Below are 14,489 nucleotides of genomic sequence, written 5' to 3' on the forward strand. Positions count from 1 at the left end.
ACATAAAAACATGCACAACCTCGATTACAAAAATAGACATGTAACAATTCATACAAAATGCGCATTAATTAATGCTGCACCAGAATGGAATAATTAACGTGAGCGTGACAAAAAATAAATGGATATATTTTTGAGGGTTATTGATTGGAGTGCTGAGCGGCTATAACTGGTTGATATCACATAAAAGAACGTAATTATTAATTATAAAATTGTATGCGAAATTTCCGATTTAAGTATTTCTGTGCTGTTACAAATAATTTGCCTGCTAACGGATGCATCTATACACAACGGGAGTACGCGGTATTGAAAACAGGCACGCCGGATCCCAGCGTGCCAGAGGAGATCAGCACTCAGTGACAATCGTGCTCAGCGGCAGGCGAGACTTCGGCAGCGTGGCGTTGAAATCTTCCACGCTGTGGTGCCCAACCGGTACTACCACCAGGCTGGTAAAGCCTTTTTCTTTCAGGCCAAACTCTTCGTCGAGAATAGCGGCGTCGAAACCTTCAATCGGTACCGCGTCCAGGCCCATCGCGCCTACGCCCAGCAGGAAGTTACCGACGTTCAGGTAAACCTGCTTCGCCATCCACTGGTCGTCATCTTTCAGGTCCACGCGGTGCATGTCGGCGAAGTAGGTGCGGCCCTTGTGGTTTGCTGCTTTGGCTTCCGGCGTGTTGAAACGGCCATCGGCCTCTTCCTGATCCACGACGCGCTCCAGCCATGCGTCATCCAGCGCGGTTTTCGCGCAGAACACCACCACGTGAGAAGCATCCAGCATTTTGCGTTCGTTGAACACATAGGTGCCCGCGGCGGATTTTGCCACGCGCGCTTTTCCTTCCTCGGTGCTGGCCACAATGAAGTGCCACGGCTGGGAGTTGGTGCTGGACGGGCTGTACTGCAGCAGGGTTTTGATTTTTTCCGCTTCTTCCGCGGTCAGTTTTTTGCTTGGGTCGAACGCCTTGGTCGAGTGGCGTTTCAGGGCGACAGAAATGATATCCATAACAACTCCTGGTGATGAAATTCGCCCGCTCGCGGGCGCGAAAGGAAAGCAGATTACAGCGGGATGCGGAAAAAGATAAGTGCAATTCGAGCGCTTAATCTGTTCGTCTCAGACGAACAATCAGACCGGACGGATCCACTTCTGGTCTTTTTTCGGCAGCTTATCCACCACCAGATTCCAGGAATCATGAATGAGGTCGGTAACCAGTTCCGGCGTCACGTCGTCGGTGCCGTAAAGGGAGATCCAGTGCTTCTTACTCAGATGGTAGCCCGGCTCTATCCCGCGATAGATCTGCTGATTTAACAGCGATTTCTCCGGGTCTGACTTCAGGCTGACGTGCGGTCGCCCGTGCGCGACCGCGGCGATCATGAAAATCTTTCCGCCCACTTTAAACACGTCAAACTCCGGCCCAAACGGCCAGCAGTGTTCGGTGAAGGGCAACTCAAGGGCCACGCGCATTGCGTGCTCCTGCAAGGATTTACTGTCCATCGCTCTCTTCCTGGGCCAGCCCGCGCCACATCACTTCAAAACCGAGCGCTTTAAAATCAACGGCGCGGGAAGGGTCGCGAGTGGCAAATTCCATCGTGGATTCGGCCAGCGATAAGAAAAGCGCATCGCCAAAGGTTTTAAATTCATCTGACATAAACACCTGACGCACCGAGCGGCGGCACAGTTCATGGAGTTCCGGGAACATCTCTTTCACCGCCTGTTCCGTTTCGGCGCTCAGCTTTTCACTGACGCCAATCTGGCGGATAGCCGCATGAGAAACGGGGTTACGAATACCCCAGTCCACGTAGCTGTTCCAGATATTGCGGGTATGTTCTTTGGGCAGCGTGATGGTGCGATCGAGGTTTGCCAGCATGGCCTGGCAGAGATCCTGCTTCAGGTGCAGATAGAGGGCATTCAGCAGATCGTCTTTAGTGGGAAAGTAGCGAAACAGGGTCCCTTCGGCGACGCCCGCGTTACGGGCGATTAACGACGTTGAGGCGGCAATACCTGACTGTGCAAACGCCACCGTTGCGGCTTCCAGTAAGGCCTGTTTTTTATCTTCACTCTTCGGACGTGCCACTAAATTTTTCCCCCTGTCAATTATAAAAACCCTGATTGAAACACGTGCTTTGACACGCTGCAACGCGGAATGTCAAAGATCGAAAACGTCTTGACGACTTTATCATCATATCTATAATGAGTGCTTACTCACTCATAATCAAGTTTACCCCGCGCAAACTATCGGATGGGGCGCGTTTTCGGGTCTGGATATGAAAAAACCTCTCTTCATCTGCGTGGTGTTAATCATGATTATTGCTTCAGCTGCGAGTTTACCGTTTGTTCTGAATGCCGGATTCGGCCAGCCGCCGCAGGGTGAGCAGCTCACTGAAGTGGAGGCCTCTCCCCAGTATCGCGACGGGAAATTCCACAATACGCTGCCGACGCCGGGCTATAACGGCGACAAAAACATGCTGGTCGCGACGTGGGATTTTCTGACCAAAAAAACCGAAAACGCGCGCCCGGCCCAGCCGCTGCCGCTGGTGAAAACCGATCTTGCGAGCCTGCCGCTGGAGCAGGACACCCTGGTGTGGCTCGGCCACTCCTCGTGGTACCTGCAGCTCGCGGGCAAACGCATCCTGATTGACCCGGTGCTCGGCAACTACGCCGCGCCGTTCTCGTTCCTGAATAAAGCCTTTGCCGGGGAGTATCCGTGGCGCGCTGAAAGCATGCCGGAAATCGACCTGCTGATTATCTCGCACGATCACTACGATCATCTGGATTACGCCACCATCAGGGCGCTACTGCCGAAGGTGAAGCGCGTGGTGACGCCGCTGGGCGTGGGATCCCATCTGCGCTACTGGGGGATGAAGCCTGAGATTATTGACGAACGCGACTGGAACCAGTCGGTACGCATCAGCGATGAACTGACGGTGCATGTTCTGCCGGCGCGTCACTTCTCCGGGCGCGGCATCAAGCGCGATCGAACCCTGTGGGGCAGCTTTATGTTCGTCACGCCAGAGCGGAAGGTTTATTACAGCGGGGACTCCGGCTACGGCCCGCACTTTAAGGCCATCGGCGAGCAGTTTGATGGCGTGGATGTTGCCATCATGGAAAACGGCCAGTACGACCAGGACTGGAAGTACATCCACATGCTGCCGGAGGAAACGGCGCAGGCCTCGGTGGATCTGAACGCGAAAGCCGTGGTACCCGGGCATAACGGACGCTTCGTGCTGGCGAAACATACGTGGAACGATCCGCTGATCCAGCTGGCTAAAGCCAGCAAGGATAAAAACTATCGGCTACTGACACCGGCGCTGGGCGAGCCCGTCCGGGTGAATGACGCCGCGCAAACCTTTCGCGCGTGGTGGGAATAATGTTTAAGCGAGAAGCAGAGGGGGACAGCAGCATGACCATTTCCGCTCAAGTCATCGACACTATCGTCGAATGGATCGACGACAATCTGCACCAGCCATTACGTATAGAAGAGATTGCCCGCCACGCGGGCTACTCGAAGTGGCACCTGCAGCGGTTGTTTATGCAGTACAAAGGGGAGAGCCTGGGGCGTTATATCCGTGAGCGCAAGCTGCTGCTGGCGGCGCGCGATCTGCGTGAGTCCGACGCTCGGGTCTACGACATCTGCCTGCGTTACGGGTTTGACTCGCAGCAGACGTTTACCCGTATCTTCACCCGGACGTTCAACCAGCCGCCTGGTGCGTACCGCAAGGAGAACCACAGTCAGACGCACTGAGCTGTTTTCCGCCCTGGCGGGTCACAAAAATTGCCATCACAGGCCGGGTAAGGCGAAGTCGCCACCCGGCTTTTTTATTGGCTTACGACGCCAGTGAAAACCAGCGGCGCCAGACGAAACGCAGCACGAAGAATTCGATGGCACCCAGCAGTAAAAACCACACGCAGAACAGAATGGTGTAAAGCTGGTTTAGATCGACCATGTGAAAGGTCTGAACCAGCTTCTGCGCCAGCACCAGACCCAGCGACGGCGCGGGCAACAGCAGGCAGGAGAGCAGGGCCAGCAATAAAATGCCGCCTGCCGTAAGCAGCGATTCTAACGGGTGTTTCATCGTAATGTTAATCGTCAGTTAAAAATGTCATTGTCCGGCATCCTGTAACGTAAAGCAATATCAGCGACTAAGACGTTATTGAACAAAACGAAGATATTATTTTTCGAATAAATAACAAAATATGGCCCGGCATTTATATTAATATCGCGTTATGTAAATAAACGTCTTTATCAGGAAAATAATTTTACAAATGTATAGGTGCTATAACCAATTAACGTGGCAATAACAATGGCCGCGATAACGTATAACACCAGTCGGCGTCCGCGATAAATACCCCACATGGTTCCCCCTCGTTTAATGTTGGTTTAGAAATATTTTGTAAAAATCAGGCCATCGAAATAGTTTTAATCAGTTTTGAATAACCGAGAAGTCATTATATTGCGGTAGATCAATTTTACCCGCAAGACTTTAAAATGAATTTATTTAGCCAGAAAGGAATTCAGGCTTCTGTTCACCGGATATTGAAGGAAAAATACGATGACCGAAAAAAAATTGTCCCCAAACATGCCGCCTTCCGGCGGGCTGGCATACCAGCAGACCGTAGAGCAGGTGCTTACCCACACGCAGAGCCAGGCCTGCGGTCTGGATCGTGCAGAGGCGCAGGCGCGTCTGCAAAAATCAGGTCCGAACGCGCTGCCGGAGAAAAAAGGCAAACCCGCCTGGCTGCGTTTTTTGGCCCATTTTAATGATGTGCTGATTTATGTCCTGCTGGCCGCTGCCGTATTAACGGCAATAATGGGCCACTGGGTTGATACGCTGGTTATTCTGGGCGTGGCGGTAATCAATGCCTTAATTGGCCATATTCAGGAAAGCAACGCGGAAAAATCCCTGAAGAGTATTCGCAATATGCTCTCCAGCGAGGCGCGCGTTATTCGTAACGGCAATCACGAAACTCTACCCACAACTGAAATAGTCCCGGGCGATATTATTGTATTACGCGCGGGAGATCGTATTCCGGCGGATATGCGTTTAATCGAAGCGCATAATTTACGCGTGGAAGAGGCGATTCTGACCGGTGAATCCACCGTGGTGGATAAACACGTTAATCCGCTGAGCGGTGAATTGCCGCTGGGCGATCGCACCAATATGGTCTTCTCCGGAACGACCGTAAGCGCGGGCGGCGGCGTCGGCGTGGTCACCGCGACCGGTAAGGATACGGAGCTTGGCCACATCAACCAGATGATGGCGGGTATCGAAAAGCACCGCACGCCGCTGCTGGTGCAGATGGACAAGCTGGGTAAAGCGATCTTCGCGATTATTCTGGCGATGATGGCCGCGCTGTTTGTCTTCAGCCTGGTGTTCCGCGAGATCCCGATGGGCGAGCTGCTGCTCTCCCTGATTAGCCTGGCGGTGGCCTCCGTGCCGGAAGGTCTGCCGGCGATTATCTCCATCATCCTCTCGCTGGGCGTGCAGGCGATGGCGCGCAAGCGGGCGATTATCCGCAAGCTGCCGACGGTGGAAACGCTCGGCGCGATGACCGTGGTCTGTTCGGATAAAACCGGCACCCTGACCATGAACGAGATGACGGTTAAAGCCATTATCACCGCTGACGCCTGCTACCGCGTGGACGGCAACAGCTACGAGCCGGTGGGCAACATCTACCTGGAAGGCAGCGATGAGCCGGTCCACATCCAGCCGGGCACCGTGCTGGAGCACTACCTGCGCACCATCGACCTGTGTAACGACAGCCAGCTGATTCAGGACGAGCGCGGCCTGTGGGGCATCACCGGTGGGCCGACCGAGGGCGCGCTGAAGGTGCTGGCGGCGAAGGCCAGCCTTGAGCCGGTCATGACCACGCTGGTTAACAAAATCCCGTTCGACTCGCAGTACAAGTACATGAGCACCCACTACCAGATTGGCGGTGAGGAGCAGATCCTGATCACCGGCGCGCCGGACGTCATTTTCGCCCTGTGCGCGCAGCAGCAGACCCGCAACGGTGCGGAAGCCTTCAACCGCGCGTACTGGGAAAGCGAGATGGAGCGCTATGCGCGTCAGGGGCTGCGCATGGTGGCCGCGGCGTTCAAGCCGGCGAACGGCGAGCAGGAACTGACGCATGATGACCTGAGCCATGGCCTGATCTTCCTCGGCATCGCCGGGATGATGGATCCGCCGCGTCCGGAAGCCATTGATGCGATTAACGCCTGCCAGCAGGCGGGGATCCGCGTGAAGATGATCACCGGGGATCACCCGCAGACGGCGATGAGCATTGGCCAGATGCTGGGGATCGCCAACAGCGAGCAGGCGGTCACCGGCTACGAGCTGGAGAAGATGGACGACGCCACGCTGGCGGAAGCGGCGGTGAAGTATGACATCTTCGCCCGTACCAGCCCGGAGCATAAGCTGCGCCTGGTGAAAGCGCTGCAGGACAAGGGTGAAATCGTCGGCATGACCGGCGACGGCGTGAACGACGCCCCGGCGCTGCGTCAGGCTGACGTCGGCATCGCGATGGGCATCAAGGGCACGGAAGTGACCAAAGAGGCGGCGGACATGGTCCTGACGGACGACAACTTCGCCACCATCGCCAGCGCGGTGAAAGAGGGGCGTCGCGTTTACGACAACCTGAAGAAGACGATTCTGTTCATCATGCCGACCAACCTCGCGCAGGGGCTGCTGATTGTGATTGCGCTGCTGGCGGGGAACATCATTCCGCTGACGCCGGTGCTGATCCTGTGGATGAACATGGCCACTTCCGCCACGCTCTCCTTCGGCCTGGCCTTCGAAGCCGCCGAGCGCAACATCATGCGTCGTCCGCCGCGTCAGACCGGGCAGCACGTGATGGATGCCTACGCCGTCTGGCGCGTGGCCTTCGTCGGCACCATGATTGCCATCGCCGCCTTTGCGCTGGAAGCCTGGCTGGCCCCGCGCGGCCACAGCGCGGAGTTCATCCGCACCGTGCTGCTGCAGATGCTGGTCTGCGCCCAGTGGGTGTACATGATTAACTGCCGCAACACCGAAGGGTTCTCCCTGAACCGCGGCCTGCTGGCGAACAAAGGGATCTGGCTGGTGACGGGCGTGCTGTTCCTGCTCCAGGCGGCGATTATCTACCTGCCGTTGATGCAGATGCTGTTCGGCACCGAAGCCCTGCCGCTGCGCTACTGGTTTGTGACCCTGGCGGTAGCGGGCGTGATGTTCTTCGTCGTCGAAATTGAGAAGCGACTGACCCGCAGGTTCCGTAAGGCTGCATAACCTTTTGCCCTCACCCTAACCCTCTCCCACGGGGAGAGGGGACTCTGACCTCCCTCTCCCTGTGGGAGAGGGCCGGGGTGAGGGGAACACATCTGAGGTACCTCTTAATGAAACTCCCACTCCTGTTCGCGCTCCTCGCCTGCACCCTGCAACCCGTATTCGCTGCCGCCATCCCCGTCCGCGTCGCCACCGTGGAGCAGACCGCCCACGCCGCCGAGCGCCAGATCCCGGGCCGCATCGAAGCCGTCCACACCGTTGAGCTGCGCGCGCGTACCGAAGGCGCGATCGCCAAAATCCACTTCCGCGACGGGCAGTACGTGAAAAAAGGCGACCTGCTGTTCGAGCTGGACGACGCCGAGCCGCGCGCCGCCCTGCGTCTGGCGCAGGCTGAGGTGAGAAGCGCTGAAGCCACGCTGCGCCAGGCGCAGCAGCAGCTGTCCCGCTTTGAAAGCCTGGGCAGCAGCAACGCCATCAGCCGTCACGACGTGGACAACGCCCGCATGCAAAGGGACGTCGCCAGCGCCGCGCTGGAGCAGGCCAAAGCCCGGCTCGAAACCCGTAATGTCACCCTGAACTACACCCGCATTACCTCGCCGATCGACGGTCGCGTGGGGCACAGCCAGTTCCACGTCGGCAGCCTGGTCAACCCTGCCAGCGGCGTGCTGGTGGAGGTGGTGCAGCTCGATCCCATCCGCATCGCCTTTGCGCTGGAAGAGGGCGCGTTTGCCACCAAAGCCGGACAGCATGCGGATATCAGCGCCATGAAGCAGGCCTGGCAGGCGTTCATAGACAGCAACGGCCAGCGCGTCAGCGGCGAGCTGACGTCCGTGGACAACCGCATCGATCCGCGCACCGCCAGCGTGATGCTGCGCGCCGAGTTTGCCAACCCGCGCCATCAGCTGCTGCCCGGCGGCAGCGTGAACGTGACGCTGCGCCCGGCCAGCGAGCAGCCGGTTCTGACCCTGCCCGCCGCGGCGGTCCAGCAGAACGGCGACGGGTTCTTTGCCTGGGTGGTTAACGCCGACGGCAAAGCCGAAATGCGCCCGCTGAAGGTCGCCGGACAGATCGGCCAGCAGTTCCGGATTTCATCCGGCGTGAAGTCCGGTGAGCGAGCGATTACTGACGGCGCGCAGCGCGTGCAGCCCGGCGCGGCCGTCCAGATACTGAATTAAGGAGCCATCATGCTGACGTTTTTCATCAAACGCCCGCGCTTCGCGATGGTGATTGCGCTGGTCATCACCCTGCTGGGGGCCATTGCGCTGAGGATTATCCCGGTGGAGCAGTACCCGCAGATCGCGCCGCCGGTGGTGAATGTGTCTGCCAGCTGGCCGGGCGCCAGCTCGGCTGACGTGGCGGAGGCTATCGCCACGCCGCTGGAGACGCAGCTGAACGGCGTGGATCATATGCTCTACATGGAGTCCACCAGCTCGGACGAAGGCTCGTACAGTCTGAACATCACCTTCGCGGCGGGCACCGATCCGGATCTCGCCGCCATCGACGTGCAAAACCGCGTCTCGCAGGCCGTGGCGCAGCTCCCGACCGAAGCGCAGCAAAACGGCGTGCAGGTGCGCAAGCGCGCCACCAACCTGATGATGGGGGTAAGTCTTTACTCACCGGACAACACCCACACGCCGCTGTTTGTGAGTAACTACGCCAGCACCCAGGCGCGCGAGGCGCTGTCACGCCTGCCGGGCGTCGGGCAGGTGCAGATGTTTGGCGCGCGCGACTACAGCATGCGCATCTGGCTGCGTCCGGACCGCATGAACGCCCTGAACGTCACCACCGACGACGTGGCGCAGGCGCTGCGCGAGCAGAACGTGCAGGGGGCGGCAGGCCAGGTCGGCACGCCGCCGGTGTTTAACGGCCAGCAGCAGACCCTGACCATCAACGGCCTGGGGCGCTTAAGCCAGGCCGAAGACTTTGCCGACATCATCATCCGCGCGGGCGAGATGGGCCAGCTGGTGCGCCTGAAGGACGTCGCCACCATCGAGCTCGGCTCGCGCAGCTACAGCTCCGGCGCGCAGCTGAACGGGCACGATTCCGCCTACCTCGGCATCTACCCGACGCCGTCCGCCAACGCCCTGCGCGTGGCCGACGCGGTGCGCGCGGAGCTGGATCGCCTCTCGACGCGCTTCCCGGACGACCTGGTCTACGAGGTGAAATTCGACACCACCTCCTTTGTTGCCGCCACCATTAAAGAGATCGGCGTCTCGCTGGCGCTGACGATGCTGGCGGTGGTGGTCGTGGTGTCCCTGTTCCTGCAAAGCTGGCGTGCGACGCTGATTGTCGCGCTCGCCATTCCGGTATCGCTGGTGGGCACCTTCGCGGTGCTCTACGCGCTCGGCTACTCCGCCAACACGCTCAGCCTGTTCGCCATTATTCTGGCGCTGACCATGGTGGTGGATGACGCCATCGTGGTGGTGGAGAGCGTCGAAACGCTGATGGCGGAAGGGCAGAGCCGCACGGCGGCGACCGCGCTGGCGCTGCGCCAGATCGCCGGGCCGGTCATCGCCACGACGCTGGTGCTGCTGGCGGTGTTTGTGCCGGTAGCGCTCCTGCCGGGGATTGTCGGCGAGCTGTACCGCCAGTTTGCGGTGACGCTCTCGACGGCCGTCACGCTCTCAAGCCTCGTGGCGCTGACCCTGACGCCCGCCCTGTGCGCGATGCTGCTGCGCCCGCGCCCGGCGCAGCCCGCAGCGATTTTCCGTGGGTTCAACCGGGGGCTGGAGGCCACGCGTGGCGTCTACACCCGCATCGTGACTGTCTTCAACCTTCGCCCGTGGCTGGCGCTGCTGGCCACCGCAGGCGCGGCGGCCGTGGTGGCGTTCAGCTTTACGTCGATGCCTAAAGGCTTCCTGCCGCAGGAGGATCAGGGCTACTTCTTTGCCAGCGTCCAGCTGCCGGAGGCGGCCTCGCTGGAGCGCACCGAAGCGGTGATGACCACGGCACGCGAACTCATCGCAAAAAATCCGGCGGTGGAGGACGTGATTCAGGTCTCCGGATTTAACATTCTCAACGGCACCAGCGCCTCCAACGGCGGGTTTATCTCCATCATGCTCAAGGACTGGAGCGAGCGCCCGCCGCTGGACGAGGTGATGGGTACCCTGCAGCGCCAGCTGCTGGCCCTGCCGGAAGCGACCATCATGACCTTCGCCCCGCCGACGCTGCCGGGGCTGGGCAACGCCTCCGGCTTCGACCTGCGCATCCAGGCGCAGGCGGGGCAGAGCCCGGCGGAGCTGGAGCGCGTGACCCGCGAGGTGCTGGCGAAAGCTAACCAGCACCCGCAGCTGAGCCGCGTGTTCACCACCTGGAGCAGCAACGTGCCGCAGCTGACGCTGACCGTTGACCGCGAGCGCGCCGCGCGCCTCGACGTGCCGGTGTCGCGCATCTTCAGCAGCCTGCAAACCGCCTTTGGCGGCACGCGCGCCGGGGATTTCAGCGTCAACAACCGCGTCTACCACGTGGTGATGCAGAACGAGATGCAGTGGCGCGAGCGCGCCGGGCAAATCAGCGAGCTGTTCGTGCGCAGCAACAGCGGCGAGCGGGTGCGCCTGAGCAACCTCGTCACCATCACGCCGACCGTCGGCGCGCCGTTCCTGCAGCAGTACAACCAGTTCCCGTCCGTGTCGGTGAGCGGCTCGGCGGCGGCTGGGGTGAGCAGCAGCACCGCGATGGCGGCGATGGGCGAGCTTCTGGCGCAGAATCTGCCAGCAGGGTACGACTACGCCTGGAGCGGTATGTCTTATCAGGAGCAGCAGACCGGTAACCAGGCGATGTGGATCGTGCTGGCGGCGGTGGTGATGGCGTGGCTGTTCCTCGTTGCCCAGTACGAGAGCTGGACGCTCCCGGCGAGCGTGATGCTCTCGGTGCTGTTCGCCATCGGCGGGGCGCTGGTCTGGCTGTGGCTGGCGGGCTATGCCAACGACGTGTACGTGCAGATAGGTCTGGTGCTATTGATAGCCCTCGCCGCCAAGAACGCAATTCTTATCGTGGAGTTCGCCCGCGCGCGGCGCATGGACGGAATGGCGATTGTCGATGCCGCGCGGGAAGGGGCATCGCGCCGCTTCCGCGCGGTGATGATGACCGCCGTGTCGTTCATTATCGGCGTATTGCCGATGATGCTGGCGACCGGGGCGGGTGCCCAGAGCCGCCGCATCATCGGCACCACGGTGTTCAGCGGCATGCTGGTAGCGACCGTGGTGGGGATTGTGTTTATCCCCGCGCTGTTCGTGCTGTTCCAGCGCCTGCGCGAGTGGAGTCACGGACTTACGGACTCGTCGCCCACAGCTCGCAGTGCTTCTGAACCAGAGAAATCAGCGAGCCGCCGTCGGCGATAAAGTCCCGCATGCGCTGCGCCTCGCTCTTGCCCTGCTTTAACAGCAGGGCAATTTCATTGATTGCGCTCGTCGCGCCGAGCTTCTCGGCCGACGGCGCAACCTGCTCGAGAAGCCAGGCAATGTCTTCCGCCACGGTTTTGTGCTCGCCGGTGTGCACGTCCGTCAATATTCCCTCCAGCCCGTAGCGACAGGCCTGAAAGCGGTTAAAGCGGTACAGCAGAAAATCTTTTTCCTGATGCTTATAGGGCCGCGCGGTCAGCAGCCAGTGCGACGTCGCCTGAATAAGCCCGGCGATGTTAATCGCGTGGCCGAGCGTCAGCGGCGTATCCATCACCCGCACCTCAACGGTGCCGAAGTGCGGGCTGGGGCGGATGTCCCAGTGCAGATCCTTAATGCTGTCGATCATGCTGGTCGAACTCAGGCGTCGGAACAGTCCCTCGAACTCCTGCCAGCTGTTGACCCACGGCATCTGGCCGTTATCCGGGAACCCCGAGAAGATGTTGAGACGCGACGAGGAGAACTTCGTGTCCGTGCCCTGCATATACGGCGAGGCGGCCGCCAGGGCGATAAAGTGCGGCACGAAGCGCGACAGGCCGTGCAGCAGGTAAATCGCGTCGTCCCCGGTCCTGCAGCCGACGTGCACGTGCTGGCCGAACACCGTCGCCTGCAAAATCAGGTAGCCAAAGCGCTCCAGCGTAACGTTATAGCGCTCGTCGTCGCATACCTCCTGCCGCTGCCACTTCTGGAACGGGTGCGTCCCGCCGCCGCAGATCTGGATATGCTGCTCCGCCGCCGCGCGCAGGATGCTCTGCTGCATCACCGAGAACTGCGCCGCCGCCTGGTCGATGTTCTGGCACACGCCGGTGGCGATTTCGAGCATGCTTTCGGTGATGTCGTGTTTGACCTCGCCGCCTTTGATGTCGTCTTTGACGGCGGCGATAAGCGCGGAGGAGTCCTGGCTCAGATCGTAGCCCGGCGGGTTAACCACCTGCAGTTCGAGTTCGATGCCGAGGGTGAAAGGTTCAGAGGACTTAAAATCGGGTAAAGGCATGGCGCACTCCGTTGTCTGTTGTGTGTTGAGTATAGACAACGGGTGTGGCGCGCTCGTCTCAGGGTGGTATAACTGATAGCAGGCTTAGCAAAAGGGGAGTGATTCATGTCTGACTATCCAACCATTGCGCTGATTGGACCGGGTGCAATTGGGACCACCATTGCCGCGGTGCTGCATGACGCGGGCCGTACGCCGCTATTGTGCGGGCGCACCGCGCACCCGGAATTGCGCCTGCGCCACGACGAGGGTGAAACCGTGGTGCCCGGTCCGGTATTGACCGATCCGGCCGTCATCACGCGCCCCGTCCATCTCGTTTTCGTGGCGGTAAAAACGACGCAAAATGCCGACAGCGCCGGATGGCTGAGGGCCCTGTGCGATGAAAACACCGTGGTCTGCGCGCTGCAAAACGGCGTGGAGCAAAAAGCCCAGCTGGAGCCGTGGGTCAACGGCGCGACGGTACTGCCGTCGGTGGTCTGGTTCCCGGCCCAGCGCGAGCCGGATGCCTCCGTGTGGCTGCGCGCCAAACCACGCCTGACGCTGCCGGACGTGCCGCAGGCGCAGCGGGTGGTGGAGGCGCTTCGCGATACGCGCTGCGCGGTTGAGATCTCGGCAGATTTCGCCACCGTCGCCTGGCGCAAGCTGCTGCAAAACGCGGTCGCCGGGCTGATGGTGCTTTCCAACCGCCGCGCCGGGATGTTCAGGCGCGAGGATATCAGCGATCTTGCGCTGGCCTACCTGCGCGAGGGGCTTGCCGTTGCCCGCGCCGAAGGGGCGAAGCTGGACGATGGCGTGGCCCAGGAGATCCTGGCGAACTTCCAGCGTGCGCCTGAGGACCTGGGAACCTCGATCCTGGCCGACCGTCAGGCCGATCGCCCGATGGAGTGGGATATCCGCAACGGGGTTATCCAGCGCTGCGGCCGCAAACACGGTATTGCGGTGCCCATCAGCGACGTGGTGGTGCCGCTGCTGGCGGCGGGGAGCGAGGGGCCGGGCTAACGGCCGCTGTTTTTCCGTTCGGCAAAGTAGTGGGCGGGCGTACTGCCCATCGCTTTTCGGAACATGGTGATAAACGCATTCACCGATTCATACCCGAGCGTTGCCGCCACGTTCTGGACGGGCGCGCCGCTGGCCAGCTCCCGCAGGGCAATAATCAAATGCAGCTGCTGGCGCCAGCGCCCGAAGCTCAGCCCGGTTTCACGCTGCATCAGGCGGGCAAACGAGCGCTCGCTGAGGGCGAGCCGTTTCGCCCAGTCCTTCAGGGTGCTTCTGTCCTCAGGGCGGCTGACCAGCGCGTCCGCCATGGCGCGAATTTTCGGATCGGTTGAGACCGGCAGGCTTAGCTTCTGCTGCGGCATGCTGGCGAGTTCGTCAAGCGTGACCCGGGTCAATCTGGCGACGTGGCCGTCGGGGGGATAATCCACGCCTTCGCGCGTCAGACGATCTACCAGCTCCTTAATCAGCGGCGAGATCGCCAGCGTGCAGCATCTTTCCGGCAGCGCCGCCGCGTCGGGCTCAATAAACAGATAATTAAGATGCGCGTTCCAGGTCGCTTTGGCGCTGTGCGGGATCCCGCCGGGGATCCAGACGGCGCAGTCCGGCGGCACGATCCAGATGTCATTCTCCGCGTAACAGCTGACCGCACCGTATCGGGCAATAATCAGCTGGCCCTTGCGGTGGGTATGCACCGGCACTTCCGCAGCGTAATCCACAAAGTCCAGATGACGCGCCACGGCAGGAGAGGCGGTAGAGTCAGGATCATACAGCGTAGTAGCAGGTTGAGGCTTCATGATTCTGGCAACATTTAGGTATTTTTTGACAGAATAGAGTATTTAAGCGGGTCTGCAAGCCGG

Annotated in this window: 12 protein-coding genes; 6 read left to right on the forward strand and 6 right to left on the reverse strand. The window is 60.2% G+C overall.

Features of this window, described 5'->3' with window-relative positions; all coding sequences use genetic code 11:
- Positions 1-343: 343 nt before the first annotated feature.
- The 3 genes from nfsB to NWV12_RS05280 all read right to left on the reverse strand — a co-directional run bounded on the left by nfsB (position 344) and on the right by NWV12_RS05280 (position 2,066).
- Complete coding sequence (gene nfsB / locus NWV12_RS05270) at positions 344-997, reverse strand: oxygen-insensitive NAD(P)H nitroreductase (protein ID WP_039264018.1); 654 nt, start codon at positions 995-997, stop codon at positions 344-346.
- Positions 998-1,117: 120 nt separating this feature from the next.
- A complete protein-coding gene (locus NWV12_RS05275; RefSeq protein ID WP_045889435.1) occupies positions 1,118-1,486 on the reverse strand; it encodes an MmcQ/YjbR family DNA-binding protein in 369 nt (122 codons plus the stop codon).
- Entirely contained in the window at positions 1,476-2,066 is a 591-nt protein-coding gene (locus NWV12_RS05280; protein ID WP_039264021.1) for a TetR/AcrR family transcriptional regulator, read from the reverse strand. The genes NWV12_RS05275 and NWV12_RS05280 overlap by 11 nt, the downstream gene beginning before the upstream one ends.
- 190 nt (positions 2,067-2,256) lie before the next feature.
- On the opposite strand from NWV12_RS05280, the gene NWV12_RS05285 reads away from it, so the two are divergent.
- Together NWV12_RS05285 and NWV12_RS05290 are read left to right on the forward strand one after the other, a co-directional pair.
- A complete protein-coding gene (locus tag NWV12_RS05285) occupies positions 2,257-3,360 on the forward strand; it encodes an MBL fold metallo-hydrolase (protein ID WP_048978900.1) in 1,104 nt (367 codons plus the stop codon).
- A gap of 32 nt (positions 3,361-3,392) precedes the next feature.
- Positions 3,393-3,734 (forward strand): RamA family antibiotic efflux transcriptional regulator, encoded by a 342-nt coding sequence (locus tag NWV12_RS05290; RefSeq protein WP_010428317.1) that lies wholly within the window; start codon positions 3,393-3,395, stop codon positions 3,732-3,734.
- An 82-nt stretch (positions 3,735-3,816) separates the two neighbouring features.
- On the opposite strand, the gene NWV12_RS05295 is transcribed toward NWV12_RS05290, so the two are convergent.
- Positions 3,817-4,065, reverse strand: coding sequence for a DUF1158 domain-containing protein (locus NWV12_RS05295; protein ID WP_013097677.1), 249 nt, complete (start codon positions 4,063-4,065; stop codon positions 3,817-3,819).
- Positions 4,066-4,542: 477 nt separating this feature from the next.
- Here NWV12_RS05295 and NWV12_RS05300 point away from each other — a divergent pair, with 477 nt between their 5' ends.
- The 3 genes from NWV12_RS05300 (at position 4,543) to NWV12_RS05310 (ending at position 11,588) form a co-directional block, all read left to right on the forward strand.
- Positions 4,543-7,251, forward strand: coding sequence for a cation-transporting P-type ATPase (locus tag NWV12_RS05300; RefSeq protein WP_048978899.1), 2,709 nt, complete (start codon positions 4,543-4,545; stop codon positions 7,249-7,251).
- A gap of 107 nt (positions 7,252-7,358) precedes the next feature.
- On the forward strand, positions 7,359-8,423 hold the full coding sequence (locus tag NWV12_RS05305; RefSeq protein WP_048978898.1) for an efflux RND transporter periplasmic adaptor subunit: 1,065 nt from the start codon (positions 7,359-7,361) through the stop codon (positions 8,421-8,423).
- Between the two features lie 9 nt (positions 8,424-8,432).
- Positions 8,433-11,588, forward strand: a complete 3,156-nt coding sequence (locus NWV12_RS05310) for an efflux RND transporter permease subunit (RefSeq protein ID WP_048978897.1) — start codon at positions 8,433-8,435, stop codon at positions 11,586-11,588.
- Here NWV12_RS05310 and NWV12_RS05315 read toward each other — a convergent pair.
- On the reverse strand, positions 11,518-12,639 hold the full coding sequence (locus NWV12_RS05315) for a YbdK family carboxylate-amine ligase (protein WP_101744450.1): 1,122 nt from the start codon (positions 12,637-12,639) through the stop codon (positions 11,518-11,520). The two genes, NWV12_RS05310 and NWV12_RS05315, sit on opposite strands and share 71 nt — an antisense overlap.
- Positions 12,640-12,744: 105 nt before the next feature.
- Here NWV12_RS05315 and NWV12_RS05320 point away from each other — a divergent pair, with 105 nt between their 5' ends.
- Positions 12,745-13,635, forward strand: a complete 891-nt coding sequence (locus tag NWV12_RS05320; protein WP_048978895.1) for an oxidoreductase — start codon at positions 12,745-12,747, stop codon at positions 13,633-13,635.
- Here NWV12_RS05320 and NWV12_RS05325 read toward each other — a convergent pair.
- Positions 13,632-14,426, reverse strand: coding sequence for a helix-turn-helix domain-containing protein (locus NWV12_RS05325; protein ID WP_048978894.1), 795 nt, complete (start codon positions 14,424-14,426; stop codon positions 13,632-13,634). The genes NWV12_RS05320 and NWV12_RS05325 overlap by 4 nt on opposite strands.
- Between the last annotated feature and the right edge of the window lie 63 nt (positions 14,427-14,489).

The sequence above is a fragment of the Enterobacter sp. Crenshaw genome (assembly GCF_024734705.1).
GTDB lineage: Bacteria > Pseudomonadota > Gammaproteobacteria > Enterobacterales > Enterobacteriaceae > Enterobacter > Enterobacter asburiae_B.

Coding starts and splice junctions, on each gene's coding strand:
- NWV12_RS05305 (WP_048978898.1), top strand. CDS start 7,359: ATGAAACTCCCACTCCTGTTCGCGCTCCTCGCCTGCACCCTGCAACCC.
- NWV12_RS05285 (WP_048978900.1), top strand. CDS start 2,257: ATGAAAAAACCTCTCTTCATCTGCGTGGTGTTAATCATGATTATTGCT.
- NWV12_RS05295 (WP_013097677.1), bottom strand. CDS start 4,065: ATGAAACACCCGTTAGAATCGCTGCTTACGGCAGGCGGCATTTTATTG.
- NWV12_RS05315 (WP_101744450.1), bottom strand. CDS start 12,639: ATGCCTTTACCCGATTTTAAGTCCTCTGAACCTTTCACCCTCGGCATC.
- NWV12_RS05310 (WP_048978897.1), top strand. CDS start 8,433: ATGCTGACGTTTTTCATCAAACGCCCGCGCTTCGCGATGGTGATTGCG.
- nfsB (WP_039264018.1), bottom strand. CDS start 997: ATGGATATCATTTCTGTCGCCCTGAAACGCCACTCGACCAAGGCGTTC.
- NWV12_RS05290 (WP_010428317.1), top strand. CDS start 3,393: ATGACCATTTCCGCTCAAGTCATCGACACTATCGTCGAATGGATCGAC.
- NWV12_RS05325 (WP_048978894.1), bottom strand. CDS start 14,426: ATGAAGCCTCAACCTGCTACTACGCTGTATGATCCTGACTCTACCGCC.
- NWV12_RS05275 (WP_045889435.1), bottom strand. CDS start 1,486: ATGGACAGTAAATCCTTGCAGGAGCACGCAATGCGCGTGGCCCTTGAG.
- NWV12_RS05300 (WP_048978899.1), top strand. CDS start 4,543: ATGACCGAAAAAAAATTGTCCCCAAACATGCCGCCTTCCGGCGGGCTG.
- NWV12_RS05320 (WP_048978895.1), top strand. CDS start 12,745: ATGTCTGACTATCCAACCATTGCGCTGATTGGACCGGGTGCAATTGGG.